Source organism: Pseudoalteromonas rubra, from assembly GCF_004212645.1.
In the GTDB taxonomy this organism is placed as follows: domain Bacteria; phylum Pseudomonadota; class Gammaproteobacteria; order Enterobacterales; family Alteromonadaceae; genus Pseudoalteromonas; species Pseudoalteromonas rubra_G.
The window spans coordinates 66,130-84,602 of record NZ_PPUZ01000046.1 but is presented as its reverse complement, the minus strand read 5'-3'; the positions used below and the strand labels follow the sequence as shown (position 1 = coordinate 84,602).

At 49.3% G+C, this 18,473-nt stretch carries 13 protein-coding genes; 3 read left to right on the top strand and 10 right to left on the bottom strand.

Annotation, left to right across the window (positions count from 1 at the left end):
* Positions 1–8: 8 nt before the first annotated feature.
* Positions 9–2,075, bottom strand: a complete 2,067-nt coding sequence (locus C3B51_RS16855; RefSeq protein WP_130245819.1) for an LruC domain-containing protein — start codon at positions 2,073–2,075, stop codon at positions 9–11.
* Positions 2,076–2,295: 220 nt separating this feature from the next.
* Positions 2,296–2,772 carry a sterol desaturase family protein gene (locus C3B51_RS16850; RefSeq protein WP_130245818.1) on the bottom strand — a complete coding sequence of 159 codons (477 nt, stop codon included), beginning with the start codon at positions 2,770–2,772 and terminating at the stop codon, positions 2,296–2,298.
* A 536-nt stretch (positions 2,773–3,308) separates the two neighbouring features.
* On the opposite strand from C3B51_RS16850, the gene C3B51_RS16845 reads away from it, so the two are divergent.
* Positions 3,309–5,528, top strand: a complete 2,220-nt coding sequence (locus C3B51_RS16845) for an EAL domain-containing protein (protein ID WP_130245817.1) — start codon at positions 3,309–3,311, stop codon at positions 5,526–5,528.
* Here the strand turns inward: C3B51_RS16845 and C3B51_RS16840 are convergent.
* Together C3B51_RS16840 and C3B51_RS16835 are read right to left on the bottom strand one after the other, a co-directional pair.
* Entirely contained in the window at positions 5,525–6,427 is a 903-nt protein-coding gene (locus C3B51_RS16840; RefSeq protein ID WP_130245816.1) for a LysR family transcriptional regulator, read from the bottom strand. The two genes, C3B51_RS16845 and C3B51_RS16840, sit on opposite strands and share 4 nt — an antisense overlap.
* Before the next feature lie 571 nt (positions 6,428–6,998).
* Positions 6,999–8,552, bottom strand: a complete 1,554-nt coding sequence (locus tag C3B51_RS16835) for an AbgT family transporter (RefSeq protein ID WP_130245815.1) — start codon at positions 8,550–8,552, stop codon at positions 6,999–7,001.
* 214 nt (positions 8,553–8,766) lie between these two features.
* Here C3B51_RS16835 and C3B51_RS16830 point away from each other — a divergent pair, with 214 nt between their 5' ends.
* Positions 8,767–9,612, top strand: a complete 846-nt coding sequence (locus C3B51_RS16830) for an HDOD domain-containing protein (RefSeq protein ID WP_130245814.1) — start codon at positions 8,767–8,769, stop codon at positions 9,610–9,612.
* 165 nt (positions 9,613–9,777) lie between these two features.
* On the top strand, positions 9,778–10,953 hold the full coding sequence (locus C3B51_RS16825) for an NRAMP family divalent metal transporter (protein ID WP_130245854.1): 1,176 nt from the start codon (positions 9,778–9,780) through the stop codon (positions 10,951–10,953).
* Between the two features lie 215 nt (positions 10,954–11,168).
* On the opposite strand, the gene C3B51_RS16815 is transcribed toward C3B51_RS16825, so the two are convergent.
* The 6 genes from C3B51_RS16815 to fadI form a co-directional block, all read right to left on the bottom strand.
* Entirely contained in the window at positions 11,169–11,447 is a 279-nt protein-coding gene (locus tag C3B51_RS16815) for a YfcL family protein (RefSeq protein WP_046005959.1), read from the bottom strand.
* An 8-nt stretch (positions 11,448–11,455) separates the two neighbouring features.
* Positions 11,456–12,583: an ATP-NAD kinase family protein gene (locus tag C3B51_RS16810; protein ID WP_125716449.1), complete on the bottom strand. Its 1,128-nt coding sequence runs from the start codon at positions 12,581–12,583 to the stop codon at positions 11,456–11,458.
* Positions 12,573–13,127, bottom strand: coding sequence for an elongation factor P hydroxylase (locus tag C3B51_RS16805; protein WP_130245813.1), 555 nt, complete (start codon positions 13,125–13,127; stop codon positions 12,573–12,575). The genes C3B51_RS16810 and C3B51_RS16805 overlap by 11 nt, the downstream gene beginning before the upstream one ends.
* A gap of 77 nt (positions 13,128–13,204) precedes the next feature.
* Positions 13,205–14,710: a GGDEF domain-containing protein gene (locus C3B51_RS16800; protein WP_165389181.1), complete on the bottom strand. Its 1,506-nt coding sequence runs from the start codon at positions 14,708–14,710 to the stop codon at positions 13,205–13,207.
* A 96-nt stretch (positions 14,711–14,806) separates the two neighbouring features.
* The gene (gene fadJ / locus C3B51_RS16795) at positions 14,807–16,906 is read right to left on the bottom strand and encodes a fatty acid oxidation complex subunit alpha FadJ (protein WP_046005955.1); all 2,100 of its coding nucleotides are present in this window, start codon (positions 16,904–16,906) and stop codon (positions 14,807–14,809) included.
* Positions 16,906–18,216 (bottom strand): acetyl-CoA C-acyltransferase FadI, encoded by a 1,311-nt coding sequence (fadI, locus tag C3B51_RS16790; protein ID WP_046005954.1) that lies wholly within the window; start codon positions 18,214–18,216, stop codon positions 16,906–16,908. Before fadI ends, fadJ begins: the two co-directional genes overlap by 1 nt.
* Between the last annotated feature and the right edge of the window lie 257 nt (positions 18,217–18,473).

The following is an 18,473-nucleotide window of genomic DNA, read 5'->3' as shown; positions in this document are numbered from 1 at the left end:
ATGCTCTCCTAGTTTTGCGCTGCGTTGCTGATGGTGTACTGGTTGCCAGGTACTGGGTTTTCAAACCAGGTTGCATTCTGAGCACCTGCCGACTCTGCAAACGCGGCAAAATCCGGGTAAGCTGCAGACATATCAACGCGCTCCATTGGATGGTCCCACTGAGAGTTAATGATGAGTGCCCAGGGCAGACCTGTAGACGTTTGGAAGTAGCCATTGATTGATGAAGTATCATCTCCCTGATCCAGATAGCTGCTATCAAACGCTTCTGTTGGCTCATGATTTTTAAGGTGAACTTCCCAGCCGCGTCCGTTATTTTGGTCTACAAAAGGTCCGTGGTAGTGGCCATCTACCGCAAAGATAAACGGGTCAACCTGACTGTTTGTCGCGATATTGGCGTTGTAGGTGGTTGCTAGTGGGATAGAGATTTCAAACGGGTAAGGCGCTCGTTGGATATCACTACAGCCGGTTTCTGTTCTGAAGAATTTACAGCCTGGCTCAACCGGTACCATCTCTCTGGTATCTGCAAACACAACGACTATGGCTTCGTTTCTGTTGGCTTCCAGCGGACTACTCATCTGCGGCGTACCATCAATAGTCAGTTCAATCTGGCCCTCATCAACATCCTTTCGAGCGATGTCTTTTAAACGAATCGCAAAGGCATTGTGATAGCCAGCCCCGACTGCTATCAGTGCCCCTTCAATGTGATATCGCACAACCTGGTTGCCAATTTGGCTGGTCGTCACACGATATCGAACCACCACGTCGTTAAAATCGTAATCGCCTTTTTGCGGCCACAGATCTTCAAACGCCGCTGTTTTCCAGGAAGTCGAATTTTGGATCAGACTACTGGCGACGATGGAGATATTTAAGTCCTCTACTTCACCGTTATCAACTCCACCCTGAGGTGCAATATCACTGTTGTCGGATACTCGGAACCTGGCCCAGGTACTACCCGCAACGGCATCAACAGGAACAGGGATAAGTACACGATTTTCACCGGCAATCCCCTGATACTCACTGATCACTCGCTCCGCCTGCTGAAACTGACCATCACCATTCCAGTCGATCCAGGCATTTACATACCCTGATTTTGACAAGGAGAAGGAAATCAGTGTGTCGTACCCTGTTTCTAGGTTGGTTAAAAAGCTAATACCATCATCGTCATCTGTGGCTTTGGGTACATATTCCGCACTGACACTTTGACCAAAGAATAGATCACCCACATTATGACGGGCTCCATTGGCATTGAGCGATGTACCATAGCTGTTGGGTGCATCACCATAGTCGATGGTTGGGTCTTCTGTATCATCAATAATGGGGGCTGTCGCGCAGCGTGCCCCGTCATTAGTATTTGAGACTGGGCCGTAAGCGAAAAGCTGGGTATTAGCCGGATTATTTATGTCTATTTTATAAACATGGCCGTCCTGATTACGGCTAATATAGAAATTATTTTCAACATCAAAATAGACTGCACCGAATGTGCCTGATTGTCCTACGTTGCCGAGGTTGGTACTGGTTCCGTTTGATACGTCAATGCGATGCAAATTTCCATTGCTATCCACACTGTAAGCTAAACTGGCATTTTCATTTGGAGCGAACGCCATATCAAAAATATTCAGACTCAGCGCACTGCCATCAATGATACGCTCTGCTTGCAAATAGTCGTCGCTATTTGCGTCGAGAGATACACGATACAGACCTAGACTGCTACCCTTTTTGTAAACGTAAAATGCATTCTCGTGGATGGCAACGTCACCTACATAAAAGTTGGTATCAGGAAATCCCGACGTCATAATAGGTTCAAGCACATAGTCTTTTCCCAACCGACCAATGTCTTTATTGCTGTAATCCCAACCATAAATGTAACGGTCGTGAACACTGAACCCAATCCCATTGAGCTTATTATTGGTGCCAACGTTTTCAGCGAAAGTAGTGTACGAACCCGAGACCAGATTAACGCCGTACATAGTTGCTGTATTGCCCTGCACCAAAAAGGCTTTTGACGGGCATGTGTCGAATGGGGCGGCAGATAGTCCTGCGGAAAACACGCAGGCTCCAAGCAATAACTTTTTCATGTGACTCTCCAACGCTTAATTTGCTGTTAGAGAGATTGCAAGCACAAGGCCAACTTTATACACATGATTTTAAAGACTTTTTCTTTTTCTGGTTTGTGTTATTGCAATATGCGATGCGGTATGAAAATCGGAATGAAAAAACGGGGTGAAAAAGCATGCTCGGCTCGTGCTCAATCAATCACTATGAATCACTGAGTTAATTGACTCTGTCGCTCACGGATCAGGACTTATAGACATCTTTGGTCTTGAGCATGTCGTAAACTCTGTTCTCACGTGTTTCATCAAAGCCCACCTTTTGTATATACCCTTTTGGGTTTGAGAATGTGCCAAACAACAAATCCCAGATAGCTAAGCCATAATTTTGTTTGTGATGCAACTGATGAAAAACACGCCACAGCAAGTCAAACTTATGCATCGACCTGTGCCACCAGTAAGCAACAAAGCTGGTTAATAAGAACCCGAGCATGCCTTGCTGGAACATATTGTGAATGTTAAAGCTAAATACAGAAAGGTCACTAAATATATCAACAAATATCAGGCCAGCACCGATTGTAGTAATAGATTGAAATAAGCTGATGCATGACGCAAGGATCATCCAGCGCCTGTCACAGCTGTTTTTAGACGCAGGAGCGATGACTTCCAGGGTAAAAACACACGTAAATGCTGTGATGATTATCATTAAGATAAGTAGTTCCATACTGGCCTAATCCGTAAATCCAGCCTAAACAACACGAAAGCGATAGTTCCTAAATCAACAACACTATTATGTGGAACTTCGCCTTAAACTACAACCAAGTTTGCACGCAGAGAAATTCAGACTATACCAGAAACTACGTGCAGCGGGTTTACTCCCTCGACACATAAGGTAGACGTATTTCATGCTTCTCTGACATGCTTCAATAGTCTGGTGGCACTTTCGCACCGCGTTTTGATGGATCCCGGCTCGCATGGGTACGTGATAAGTTGGAACTGTGCATGATACAACAAATGCGTATGTCACGTTCACTGCAACAATAGGCTGCTGCCATGTACTTGGGTAGATCTCGGCTCGTACGCATCCGGGATGACAAGATTGTTAATGAAATTACAAGGTTGTTTGCCTATTTCCCCTCCACTATGTTGAAAAAAACCGCAGTTAAGCTGATTTAGCGCAGGTTTTACTGCCTCTGCCCATTGAATTGCGGCTCTGATGGCCTTAGTATCGGGAAAAACAATAATAATAACTGTAACGTTTTGAGTTCTTTAAGCCGCTTTTTCTTACTTGAGGAAGAAACCCAATCGCCAAGCGACGTGCCTAACTGGCGTGTCAGTGCTCTGCGCATTATTTTGGTGACCGGGCTTTTATTATGCCTTGGGATCTTTATCAACAGCTTGCCCGCTGCGCTGGCATTTGAACTTGACTATGTGCTGGCGCTGACGTCGGGCTTTACGCTCACTATAGGTGTGCTGCTCACTCTGAGTCGCAGCGCTTATCAACTGTGTGCGCACCTGCTGATGATTGCCATAGTGGCGGCCGGAGTGGCCATCAAGTTATTTATTCCTCTATTACCCCTTGCCCAGTTGGGCTCTATTTTTGTTTACATCACGCCAATTCTGGCGTTACTGCTGCTGAGTAAGCGCACCGCGATTTTTTACGCCGCACTGAATATTATTCCATTTTTATTAATAGTTCAGCAGGTTAATTTATCTGTGATCCCACACGGCGAGCGTATGCTGGTCGACGGCGATATTTATATCCACTTTTTGCTGTTTTTCTTTTTTAACTGTACCGTGCCGCTGGCGGTGTGGCGTACCAGTCTGGCCGCCAGCCGGTTAAATTTGCATATGGCCAGTAATAACGAACTGCTGGCCTCACAAAAACAAATCTATCAACGCTTCTTTCAGAAATCTTTTCACGCCATTGTATTAGTCGACCAGCAGTTTAATATCGTTGAAGCCAATGAAAAGGCGCGCATTTTACTGGGGATCCAGACTCAACCCCTGCCCTGTAATTTTGCCCGCGTTACACAAGATGATCTGAGTCGGCTGCTTAACAACGGCGACCAGCACGAGGCCGACCTAAAGACTTTCCACGTAGGAGAGCGCACCATAGAGCTGGCTTCGCGGGAATACCACTCCGAGCAATTGTGTGCCTGGTATCTCAATGATGTGTCTGATCAGCACCAGCTTCAGCAAGATCTGCTGGCCCTGGATGTGGCACATCAGCAGGCTAAGTACTTTGATGCCAGAACCAACCTGCCCAATAAAACCTGGCTCACTGAACAGCTACAGGTGCATATTGATCGCGGCCAGCCATTTGCCCTGCTGATCGCCGAAAACCTCAATAAGCACGTACTGGATTACCTGATTGACGGCGAGCTGCACAAACATCTATACGGCCACATTAACCAGGTTGCAGAACACGACCCCAGTTTGCTCGACCAGATTGCGTATATTGGTGCAGGAAGACTGGCGATTATTATCGAACCCGATGCGCCGGTACTGGAGGTTGCGCAGCGCTGGCATCAGCATCTTGATTTCTGGCTCAAGCTGGGACAGCACCAATTTCATGCCCGCTACGCCGTGGGGATTGCTACCTACCCGGAGCACGGTTATATCCCTGAGCGGTTGTTAAAAAATGCCCAGCAGGCCTGTGAACTGCGCGGCCCAGGTGATGACCTTGCTATATTTGACCACGGCACCCGACGCCAGACACTGGCGCGCCACGAGATGGCCCTGCTGCTTGAAAAGGCGCTGGAACATGATGAACTACAGATAGTCTTACAGAGCAAGCATGACAACACCCATTCGGTGATTGGCTACGAAGCCCTGGCCCGCTGGCACAGCCCCTTGTTGGGGTGGGTTTCCCCCGGAGAGTTTGTGCCCATTGCCGAGGAATTCGGCTTGGTCAATCAGCTGACACAACGCATATTGCATAAGGTTTGCCATACCTTGCAGTGTCATCCGGATATTCACGTACCTATCGCCATTAACGTCAGCTCCCGCGACATTGCCTGCGAGCAGTTTGCCCGTAACACCCTGTCTATTGTGCACAGCTATGGCCTGAGCCCACGCATGTTCGAGTTTGAACTGACCGAATACAGCTTTGCCGACGATCATAATCAGATCATGGAGGCGCTCGATAAAATGGGCTTCAGCCTGAGTATTGATGATTTTGGGATAGGTTACTCAAATATTGCGCGAGTGCTGGCCTCGCCCATTAAGCGCCTTAAGCTGGATCGCTCTTTGGTGACGCAGATCACCTCAGATCAAAAACAACAGGCGCTGCTGCTGGGGATCCTCACTATGTGCGATAACCTGGGCATTGCAGCGCTGGCAGAAGGCGTTGAAACTCAGGCGCAACTCAATAAGCTGCAGGAGCTGGGGGTGAAAGAGTTCCAGGGCTACTGGTTTAGCCGCCCAGTGGCTGTTGAGCAAGTGCTGGCGCACGCTTACGATACACAGGCGACTTAGTCGCTGTCCTGAGCCTCTAGCGCCATACACTGATACCTGAGCTCTCCTATAAACGCTCTGGCTGCGGGTCCGAGCGTATCTCCGTCTTTAAAGAGCAGATTAAGCTGAGCCTGACGTGTGCGATTGTGCGTGAGTTGCAATGGCACCAGTGCACCACTACTAAGCTGCGTGGTAATGGCACTTCTGGGCAGCCAGGCAAAACCCAGTCCCTGAGTAACCATATCCACCATAGTGCGCAAATGGCTGACCGTCCAACGCTGATCGGCCCCCAGCCAGCCACTATCAGTGCCTTTACCTAGTGCCGAATCCCTGACCACAATTTGCCTGAATGATTTAAGGTCTTCCAAGTTCAGCTCACGACCGAGCTGATGCAACGCATGCTCGGGATGAGCAACAGCCACAAACTCCACCAAACAGAGCTGCTCACTAAAGCCTTGTGCAAGCACCATAGGCGAGATGGCAATATCAACTTTGGCGTTCTGAAGCGCCTCAAATGACCCAGACAGGATAGACTCAACCAGTTCGATACGCAGCAATGGGTAAGCCTGCGAGGTTGCTTCCAGCACCTTATAAAGCAGTGCCTGAGGAAAAACTTCATCCACCGCTATACGCAGGTGGCTCTCGACTCCTTTTGCCAGCGTCTGGCCGACGGCCTCCACCTTTTCGGCTTCATCGAGCAGATAATTGGCCCGGCGCAGCATCATTTCACCCGCTTCAGTAAGACGGGTTTTACGCCCTTCTACCTGGAATAACTTGACGGATAGCGCAGTTTCAATTTTTTGCACTGCGGTATGGATACTCGACTGGCTCTTGTGGATAGCTTTGGCTGCCTGATTAAACCCACCATGCTCTACCACAGCACGCAACATACGCCACTGCTCAAGCGTGACTCTTAACATCTCACCTTCCTCGTCATTGGGCCACACTGGCCACTGTGCTTGTAACTATTCTAATCTATTCAATCACTTTTCTCTATTGATGTGCCGTGTGCACAATTTTTCATAGCCAGATGCCTGTGCGACGGCAATGTAAAACTAACAAATCGAATGGCCTGCACAGTTTGTCATAATTTGTTCATCTAACAGGGATACAATGCGTCTGCTTTTGACCAGTATGTACTCTTATTGGTTACTTTAATTTTTGAACCTCCCTTGAGTATTTACTGCACGGAGGCAGTAAGATTTCCCTTGGTGCTTTTGGCCCAACCAATCGCAAATCCATCTAGCCGGCAGAAGTCGGCTTTTTCTTTTTCCTGTCCGTAAGTTAATACCTAATCCGGTAATTATGAGTATTTGTCTGGGATTGGGTGTCTTCGATTGGTGTCTTCGATTGGGTGTCTTTTGAATGTTTCTTTAAATGGTTTTGAATGGGTGTCCTGCAAAGCTGGATGTGAATGTTTCTTGAAATGGTTTTGAATGGATGTCCTGCAAAGCTGGATGAGGCGCGGGACCTCACCCAGTGACGGGCAGATTAACCTGCCGGGTAGATGTAGCTAGATTGCAGGCCCAGTGGAATGCTCAGACCCCAGTATGCCAGCAGGAATAAGCTCCAGCCGATCAAAAAGGCGATGGAATATGGCAGCATCAGTGCCAGCAATGTACCAATGCCCGTGTCTTTAACATACTTCTGGCAGTACACCACGACCAGCGGGAAGTAAGGCATCAGTGGGGTAATGATGTTTGAGCTGGAATCACCAACACGATACGCCGCCTGAGACAAGTCTGGAGAAATACCCAGTTGCATCAGCATAGGTACAAATATCGGACCCAACAGTGCCCATTTCGCAGAGCTTGACCCCACGAACAGGTTTACAAAGGCGGTCAGGAAGATAATACCAATCACAGTCACTGAGCTTGGCAGTGCCATGGCTTTTAAGACCTCTGCGCCTTCAATGGCCAGTAACGCGCCCAGGTTTGACTTACTAAATGCCGCGATAAACAGCGCACAGAAAAAAGCCATAACAATGTAGTAAGACATCGAATTCATCGACTTACTCATTGCATCTATCATATCTTTCGAGGACTTAAAGGTCCCGACCATAAAACCAAATACGGCCCCCGGGATCCAGAAGAGTAAGAAGATCAGCGGTACAATAGACTGCATCAGCGGCGCGCTAAAGTCGGTCAGTGCACCACTTTCACTGCGCAGCGCAGAGTCTTCGCCACTGGCGGCATAGATGAGCAAACCGATACCAGCAAGCATCACAGCCGAAGCTGCGTAAAATGCCGAGCGTTCTTTAGCGGTGACTTCGTTAAATTCTGGTAGGTCGTCGGTATCCCCGTCTACCTTAGTTGATGCCAGGCGCGGTTCAATGATTTTATCGGTAATATACCAGCCAAGCAGAATAATAAAGACACTTGACGCCGAGGTGAAGAACCAGTTATTCAGCGGGTTGACTGAGATTTCCGGGTCGATGATCTGCGCCGCACTTTGCGTAAAACTCTGTAACAGAGGATCGATGCCTGAAGGGATGAAGTTGGCACTAAAGCCGCCACTTACGCCAGCAAACGCCGCCGCAATACCGGCCAGCGGATGACGCCCCATGGCATAGAAAATAACGCCAGCCAGCGGGATCACCAACACATAACCCGCATCGGTCGCGGTGTGACTGACAATTGCAATTAAGATAATGGATGGCGTCAGCAGTGCCTGTGGCGTGCGCTTAAGCATCAGTTTCAGGCCAGCATTAATGTAACCCGAGTGCTCGGCTACACCGACACCCAGCATGGCGACCAGCACCACACCCAACGGCGCAAAGCCTGTAAAGGTTTTCACCATTGAGGCCAAGAAGCCTGCCAAAGAATCCCCGCTAAGCAGGTTATGAACAACAATCGCCTCGCCGGTGCGCGGGTCAATGGCATCAAAGCTGACGCCCGAAAGCATCCAGGATAATAACCAGATGAGGAGCATCGCACCGAGGAAGATCATGGCCGGGTCGGGCAGCTTGTTACCGACCCTTTCAATATTATTGAGGAATCGCATAACGAAGCTAGCATCGTTATTTGCGTTTTTCGCTTGTTCCATAGTTAATCCCTAAAAAGAAAATTAGCCAACTTTAACTTAACAACCGTAACAATGCCAATTCATTTGTTCCTTTATCCATTACGTGGGTATTATTTATGCGTTTTTTGCGTTGACGCAAAGAATGCGTAATCTGGCTTAGCTACTATACTTGGCAAATCAGCCTGACACTCGACAGGCTGTTCGTGTATTCCGTATTTGTTTTAACGAGACCGCCATGATCGAAATAGATAACGCCGTGCTTAAGGATATGAACCATGGGTTTTGCCTGCCCGCAAAACCAGAGTTGTTGCAAAGCCTGCATCAGTTATTACAACAACCTGAGCCGGAACTGGGTGAAATCGCAGCCCTGATAGCAACAGATGTCGCAACCTCCGCCGCAGTGCTCAAAGTCATTAATTCCTCAAGCTATGGCTTTTCCCGGACCATTACCGATATTCGTCAGGCAGTGATGTTTCTTGGCCTCAACAGCATTACCATGCTGGTGACGGGCTACTTGCTCAAGCAGGCCTTTGACCAGTCAAAGTGCTGCATCAAACTGGAACGTTTCTGGGACAGTGCGCAGGAAATTGCCGATGTTGCAACCCTGATAGGCAATAAGATAAAAAGTAAAGTCCCGGTTGAGAACCTCTATATGCTGGGCCTGTTCCACGATGCCGGTATTCCCGCCATGGCGTTCAACTATCCAGATTATGTCGAAGTACTGGGCGCTGCAAATAGTAATTACGATAAAATGCTGGTCGAGTTCGAAGAAGAGCGCTATCAAACTAACCATACCGTTATTGGCTATTACCTGGCGAACAGCTGGAATCTGCCCAAACCCATTTGTCAGCTTATTTTAAGGCATCACGATGTCACTTATCTTCAGGAAAAACGGAGCGACGAAGAAATGCTGACATTTTCTACCCTGAAAATGGCAGAGAACTTGGTCCATACCAACAAACGCTTTGTGGCTGCGCCAGACTGGCCCATCATGAAGCAAAGCGTGCTAGATGCACTTAATCTTGATGAGGACGATTACCAGGACCTCAAAGACGACACCGAAGAGTACTTCACCACCTAACCAAATTACACGTCCTGACAGGGCTTTTGACTCCCAACCTCATTAGCCCAGTCATTTTCCACTTGGCAAACGATTTCAAATCGTTAACATGAGTGGCAAAAACAAAGGAACGTCGTGTTGGAATCACTTTCTTCTAAACTCAGGAACCTGGGTCCCGGGATCCTGATGGCCACGGCTGCGGTCGGTGGCTCACACCTGGTTGCGGCTACTCAGGCCGGTGCTTTATTTGGCTGGCAACTGCTGTGGTTAGTGGTGGCGGTTAATCTGCTCAAGTATCCGTTTTTCCGTTTTGGTGTGGAGTACACCCTGCACACCGGCAACAGCCTGATCATCGGATACCACAATAAAAACCGCGCCCTGTTTTATCTCTTTGTGGCATTGAATGTCATTGCCGCAGTGGTGAACACCGCCGGTGTGCTGCTGCTCACTGCGGCCCTGTTGCAGTATGCTCTGCCCTGGAGCCTCTCACTGACAACCTTGTGCTATGCCCTGCTGTTTGTATGCCTGGGGATCTTACTGTTCGGACATTACAAATTGCTCGACAAAGCCAGTAAAGGGATCATGGCGATACTGTGTGTTACCACACTGGCGGCTTTATTGGTGGCCGTGTCACAGGGTCAGGCTCACCCCTCACCTCAACCTGCGCCTTCTCCTTATTCGCTGGCTTTACTGGGCTTTATGGTAGCCCTGATGGGCTGGATGCCAGCTCCTATTGAAATATCGGCCATTAACTCACTGTGGTTAAAAGCCAAAACCCGCACTCAGTCGCTGAGTAAAGCCCAGGGCTTGTTTGATTTTAATCTGGGCTACTTTTTAACTTTATTGTTAGCCGTAGTGTTCTTTTCTCTGGGTGTGTTACTGCAATACGGGCAGAGCCAGAAAATAGAACTCGCCGGAGTGGCCTTTTCTAAACAGCTGATTGATATGTACGTACTGACTTTAGGTGAGTGGGCCCGCTGGTTAATCGCCACCATTGCCTTTCTGTGTATGTTCGGTACCACAATCACGGTACTGGATGGCTATGCCAGAACCCTGGACGATGCGGTTAAGCTGATCAAACCCCACCAAAATAAGGCCAGTTTGTCGATTTTCATTACCGTTCAGGCCATATTCGGTATGGTGCTGGTGTTGTTCTTTAAAGCCAATCTGAAAGACATGTTGATGTTTGCCATGACGCTGGCGTTTTTAACTACGCCGTTTTTTGCCTGGCTGAACTTCTCTTTGATCCGCAAAGAGTTATTTGCGCAGCAAAGCAAGCCGGTGCAACTACTGACCTGGGCAGGCCTGAGTTATTTGATTGCTTTTGCGGTATTATTTGTGGTGTGGCGCTGGATACTATAAATGAAAAAAGGCGGTGTTACACCGCCTTTTTCGAAGGGAAGTTATACCAATTTGCTTAATTAAGTGTTCCATTTTGAGGCGAGAAAATAGGGTCGATAACAAGGCAAAAATTTTGCTATTTAGTTGTTCTAAATGAGAAATTTTTAACGCCGTTAGCGTCATATTTGCTCCGTCAAATTGAACAGGTATTAAATGAAATTGGTATTAGCCCCTGGCTAAGCCCCTAGCTGCTTAAGACGCTCCCAGATGGTCACCACGTGGTGCTTGTCTTCTTCGTTAAGCTCGCCATCACGATACGCCTTTACCAGGCTTGCCTCGACTTTAGCATTCAGCTCATCCACTGACAGCGCCAGCTCCTCAACCTGAGCATAGCCAACCGCCAGGTCGAAATGACCGCGTAAGTAGCCACCAGCAAACAGCTCGTCATCGCTTGCTCTATCTACTAATTCATCAAAAAACTGCTGCGCAGCTTCTATATACGCTTGAAGTGACATTCTGTCTCCTAAATTAAATCCTGATGCCCGACGGCATACATTACATGGTCATTATACCCTGTCACTACTTTGATGTAGCCACTCAGTTCATTGTCCAGGTCCTGATCGCCCGTATCTGCTATCAGAGGGCGACCATTGAGTGCCTGCAACTTGGTCTTAGTTGCAACCACTATGATATTATCTTTGCCAATCTGGCGGATCAAAGCCGGACTGAGCTGCTGATTGCCACGGCCAAATATATGGCCCTGTCCGCCTATCAGGGTGATCACCAATTTTGTGGGGGCCTGTGAAGCCGCATCCAGTAGCTGTTGCGCCGTCAGGTCACTGCCCAGAAGAGCATGGTCGCGGATCAAATCAACCCCCAGCAGGGTGTTATCCAGGCCCAGCTCTTCCATTATGGCGGCCACCGTTGAGCCCGAGCCCATAATATACTGCTCATCTTCTTCCATTTCTGAAATCACATACGCAGCGATATCTGCCAGTACCAGTTCGTCACTTTCCTTGCCGCCATTTTTTACACTTTGTACATAACGCAGCTCACTGGGCACCTGCATTTCACCATAGCGCTTGGCGCGCACAGTGCCTGCCCGAAAAGCACTTTCATCTATGTCCATCACATCAGCGTCGTCTATAGTCACCAGCTCCCCTTTAATGAGCATTTCTACTACCCGACCAGCCGCTTTAGGGGTAATTGCATACACGCCACTGTGGATCTTACAACCGGCTGGTACGCCCAGCACCGGGGCTTGGCTGCCAATGGCTGCGCAGATGTTGCGCGCAGTGCCATCACCACCGGCAAACAGCAACAGGTCGACTTTGGCATCGGCCAACAGTTTGGCTGCCTGCTCGGTATCTTCTGGGGTCGTCGGCGTGCCACAGGTCATCACCACCTGAGTAGAAAAACCGTGCTCAACGGCGAGGTCTTCTCCCATTTCACCACTCACGGTATAGACTTCAATCATGTCCCGGTAAGGCTGCAACAGCGCCAGGGCTTGTGCCGTGCGGCTGTGTGCCTTGGGTTCAGCCCCAAGCGAGCGGGCAAGCTCGGCGGTTTCACTGCCATCACTGCCCTTGAGTGCCACAGCACCGCCTAACCCGGCAACCGGGTTCACGATTAATCCTAGTTTAAACTGCATCTGCAAACTCCTGTGGACAATGCCATTCAAACTGGCCAGCACTGAGTGGCCAGGGGGTCGAGTAAAACTGAGATAACGCTTCTAACAAAGCTTCGGTTCGGGCATTAAACCCGCAGGTTAACATTTCCAGCACCTGTGCATGAACACGACGCTGAAACGCAAATCGACACGTCGGCTCGCCATTTAGATTGTCGACAGAGACATTAAAGGCAAACCCGGCTGCTGCGCTCAGTGCCCATTCAATGGCCTGAGGCTTTACTTCCACCTGCTCAAACGCCAGTTGCTGATCTTTACTGCGCCCGTCCGGGCAGTACCAGTAGCCGTAGTCTTCGAGCTCCCGCCGCGCTTTACCAGCCACCAGCCAGTGCGCAATTTCATGCATCGCACTGGCATAAAAACCATGTGCAAAAACAATGCGGTGATAATCGCACTGTGTATCCGCAGGCAGATAAATGGGCTCATCAGTACCTGCGACCAGTTTGGTATTGTGCGTTGGATAAAATAAGGCGTTAAATATCGAGATCAGATCGTCAATGTGGTGCATACAACTCGCAGGCGGCCCTCTAATCGTTTTATGGCCGCAGATTGTACGAATTTTTAGGTGGAAAGTAAAAACCCGCGCTACTGGTTACTGAACAGTACTGCCCTGCCCCGACCCGCCGCTTTGGCCTGGTATAAGGCATCATCGGCCTCACCAATTAACTGAGCGCACTCCACGCCCGACGACAGATTGGCGCGACTGGTTACGCCGATACTCATTTCAAGATCGTATTGATTCATTTGCTGGTACTGACTCACCAACCTTTGCGCCATCAATAGCGCCTCGTCTGAGGCGATTTCCGGGCATACAATAACAAACTCATCGCCTCCCCAGCGGCCAAGACAGTCGCTGGGCCTGATCGAGCGCTTTAAAAAGGCACTGAGCTCAGTTAACGCTGCATCTCCAACCTGATGGCCCATGGTGTCATTGAGGGTTTTGAAGTGATCCAGATCGACCATCATGACCGACAACGCGCGACTATACCGCACAGCACGTGTCAGCTCATCGCCCAGCACTCGCTCTATCTGGCCTCTGTTAAAGGCCTGGGTCAGGAAGTCTAATTCAGCGCGTTGCTGTAGCTGTAATTCGGGACGCAGATCCCGGATCACGGCCACATAATAGGTTTCCTGCCCAAAGGTTGTTCGGGCAATCGCTATATCCAGAGGTATTTCTTGACCTAGTTTATGCAAACCAATGATATTCAGTCCATTCTCTCCTTTACGACGCATTTTTGCACGCCCATAGAAAGAGGCTCTGTGCTTGGCATGCAACTCCCTGAAGCGCTCAGGCATTAAGGCTTCGAGTTGCATATTGACTAACTCCTTCGCAGAGTAGCCAAATAGCTCGGAACATGAATGGTTCACCTGGGTGATACGGCCCTCAGAGTCACAGTAAAGTAGTGCATCCGGGATGGCATCGAACAGACAGTCACGCTCTTTTGCTGCCCTGATCTGCGCCCTGAGCATCATAAAACTGACAAGCAGCATCATCACTATCAGTATCAACAACAATAGCCCTTCCAGACTATCCCGGTAAATAATGTCTTGTAATGTCAGCTGGTGTGCTTCACGAGTGCGCGAGAAGCGCGTTTCAAGACCTTGTCTTAGCGTGCGCAAGGCTTCGTCTAAATGTTGGTGCTGGTTTTTGAGTTGCTCAGAAAGCGCAGCTGTGGCTTGGTTTTGAATACCTGCGCTGTCAGCCTCAGTTAACTGTTTCTGGTAGAGGCCCGCATAATGTGTCACCACAGCTAACGCTTCGATTTCTCCTGCTTGCAGATCAAGCTCACTCAGCTGCCCCAAAGTGCGATACAGGTGAACCATATACTCGTCTGCCGATGGCTCGGCGTCCGGCTCTGGGTGATGATAATCACGCACCTGATGTATTGCCTTGGCCTGACTGAGCTGATGTTCCAAATCATCCAACAGCCGAGCTTCTTGCAAAACAATATCTGCCTGCTCTTGCCATTGCTGTTCAAATGTCTGGATCATGTCATTGACATCATCACTGATTAAGTACAGCACGACATTGGCTGCAATCGTCAGCACCAGTAAAACAGCAAGAACAATTAAAAAAAGCGTTTTTTTCATCGCTTTTACATCGCAATACACAGAGTATCTGACTAATTTTAGCTGAAAATAAAAAAGCCGCATCAATGCGGCTTTTTTTAATGCTCAGACAAATGCTTAGCTGTAGTAAGCTTCGCCAGCTTCGGCCTTAGCCAACAGCGGCTCCGCTGGTGTAAACACAGCGTTGTCGGTGGCATAAGTAGACAGCTCTGAACACACTTTGTTCAGACCGCGTTTGTCCATATAGCTGAACGGCCCACCCAAGAATGGCGGGAAGCCAATACCAAAGATGGCACCAATGTCACCATCGCGGGCACTATCAATGATACCTTCGTCCAGACAGCGCGCAGCTTCATTGAGCATTTGCGCCACACAGCGGCTGGCAATTTCTTGCTTGTTCAGACGTGGTGCCGGTGTAATACCCAGCAAGTCATAGACAGACTCGTCCACTTTCTTGCCTTTGGCTTCATATTTGTAGAAGCCCTTGCCGGTCTTACGACCCAGACGCTTGCTGTCGATCATGCGGGCAAAAGCATCCGGTGCTTTAAAACGCTCACCCAGTTCTTTTTCAAGAATTGGCGCAATCTTAGAGCCGATGTCCACACCCACTTCGTCCAACAGTGCCAAAGGCCCAACCGGGAAGCCAAACTCAACCAGGGCCTGGTCAATCTTTTCGATCGGCTCGCCCGCTAGTAGCAGGTTGGCTGCTTCGTTAACGTAAGGTGCCAGAATACGGTTGACATAGAAGCCCGCTTTGTCTTTTACCACGATAGGCGTCTTGCCCTGCTTGCGCGCAAAATTCACGGTACGCGCAATGGTCTCTTGTGATGTACCCTCATGCGGGATGATCTCAACCAGAGGCATTTTCTCGACCGGCGAGAAGTAATGCAGGCCAATCACGTTCTCAGGACGTGCTGCTTTTTCAGCGATCTGCGCAATCGGTAACGACGACGTGTTACTGGCAAAAATGGTTTGCTCTGTACATTCGCGCTCGATGTCGGCCACCATGCTTTGCTTCAGAGCCAAGTCTTCAAATACCGCTTCAATCACGATATCAGTATGACGCATGCCAGTGTAATCGGTTGTACCTGTGATGCGGTTCATCGCCAGTTGCAGATCGGCTTTAGACAGAATACGTTTTTTCTGCTTTTTAGACAGGATCTTGTAGCTGTAGCTTAGGGCATTGCTGATCCCCTGATGCGCGACATCTTTGATGCGCACAGGCACACCGGCTTTTACCGCACTTACGTGAGCAATACCGCCGCCCATCAGACCGCCACCCAATACCGCCGCGCGGTTAATCTTAGGCGCGTCGTCGCTTTGCCACTCTTTTTTCATCTCTGTGGTCGCGAAGAAAATGCCACGCAAAGACTGAGACACTTCGGTCATCACCAGGTCGGCAAACCCTTCGGCTTCTGTTTTGTAGGCTTTCAGTTCACCCAGTTCAACCGAAGCACGCACGGCCTTGATAATAGCCAGTGGTGCCGGATAGTGACCACCGGTTTTCTTCTCGACGTTTTCCTGCGCTTTTTTGAAGATGATATTACGACCAAACGGATTTGATTCCAGCAGCTGGCTCAGCTTATCCAGCTTAGGTTTACGTGCTTTAGGCTTGCTGCCACGAGCCAGTTTAATGGCCACATCCAGTAAAATACTGTGCGGCACGCTGTCGTCTACCAGACCGGCTTTTTTAGCCTGCTTGGCACGCACTTGCTTGCCCGTCAGCATCCATTCTAATGCTTTTTGAATACCCACCAGTTTTGGCAGACGTTGTGTGCCGCCACCGCCTGGTAACAGGCCTAGTTGCACTTCTGGCAAGCCTAGTTTGGTTTTATCGTCATCACTACATACGCGATAATCACACGCCAGCGCGAATTCAAGACCGCCACCCAGTGCCGCACCGTGAATGGCCGCAACCGTTGGGAATGGCAGCTTCTGCATTTTGAAAAATGCCTGCTGGCACATTTCAGACAAGCGCAGCGCGTCTTCGCGGGTTTTTGCCTGGTCCAGCATTTTGATGTCGGCACCGGCAATAAAGTTATCGTCTTTGCCGCTGACAAACACCATGCCAGTTACATCATCACTGCGACCCTGCTCCAGGATAGTCAACAGTTCATCAGCAAAGCTGTCGCGCAGCGTATTCATCTTCTCGCCCGGCACATCGATGGTGACGATGGCCACGCGGTGGCTGTTTAATTCATAACTAAATACTGACATTATGCACTCTCCAATACAAAGGCTGCACCCAGACCACCAGCCGCACAAGCTGTAGTCAGCGCAAGTCCACCGCCGCGACGTTTCAGTTCATTCAGGGTTTGCGTGATCAAACGCGCGCCTGTTGCCGCAAACGGGTGTCCATAGGCCAAAGAGCCACCGTTTACGTTGAATTTATCCATATCGATTTCACCCAGCGCTTTGCTGCGACCCAGCTTCTCCTGAGCAAACTTATCAGAGGCAAACATCTTCATGTTAGCCAGAGTTTGCGCCGCAAACGCTTCGTGCATTTCAATTAAATCTAAGTCTTGCAGAGTCAGACCCGCGCGCTCCAGTGCCAGTGGCGTGGAGTGAGCCGGACCCATCAACATGTCTTCGTGTACGCCGATAGCGGTAAATGCATAGTTACGCACATAGCCCAGAATTTCGTAACCCAGTGCTTTGGCTTTGCTCTCGCTCATCATCAGTACCGCAGCGGCACCATCCGTAAGCGGCGTTGCGTTTGCCGCAGTAACCGAGCCATGTTTGCGGTCAAAGACCGGACGCAATTTGGCGTAGCCTTCCAAAGACGAGTTAGCACGAATGTTGTTATCTTTGTCGATAAAGCCTTTGTACGGCTCAACATGTGCTGTCATGACTTCGTCTTTTAGCAAACCGGCATCCCAGGCTTTGGCGGCCAGAGTGTGCGAGCGATGCGCCAGCGCATCTTGATCGGCACGGCTGATAGCATGGGTTTTGGCCATTTGCTCTGCCGTTTGACCCATAGACAGGCCCGTTGAGTATTCAGCAACAGCCGGCGGTACTGGCATCAAATCTTTCAGTCTGAGCTTTGAGAAAATCTTCAAACGCTGTGACAAGGTACGTGCTTTGTTTAAATCAACCAGGCTGCCAGCCAGCTTTTTGCTCACTCCAATGGGAAGTACAGACGATGAGTCCGCACCACCGGCGATGCCCACCGCCGTGTGACCTGCAATAATAGACTCGGCAACGTTAGCGACCGCCTGGAAACTGGTGGCACAAGCACGAGATACGGAATAGGCATCGACGGATACCGGCATGCCAGTGCCCAGCACGATTTCACGCGCAATGTTTGGCGCTTCCGGCATTTGCACAACCTGGCCGAAAACCAGCTGGTCGATTTCGTTTTTATCTATGTTAAGGCGTTCCAGCATTTCATTGACAACGACCTTACCCAGGTCCAGTGCCGGTACGTGGTGATAGGCCGTAGCCTGCTTCGCAAAGGGTGTACGCAGACCAGATACAATGGCGATGCGGTCCCCTTTTGTTGTTTTTAGAATGTGTTGTTCAGACATGAATTTTGCTCTCCCGCTGACAGGTCTGACCTGTTATTGTCGTTTGATTCTAAACAACCGAATCCTTAATGCCAATAGCAAATTGGAAAATCTTATCATTCGAGCATGACTGAGATGGTCCATCTAAACGCCGCTTTTAAATCTAGCCTGATTTTTGCTCAATTCAAAAAGTCACTGAAAAATAAATGAAGTTTTGGGAACTTTCGTCTGCTTCAGTGTCTAATCAAGTTACAAAAAATCGCCCGCAAAACCTTGAG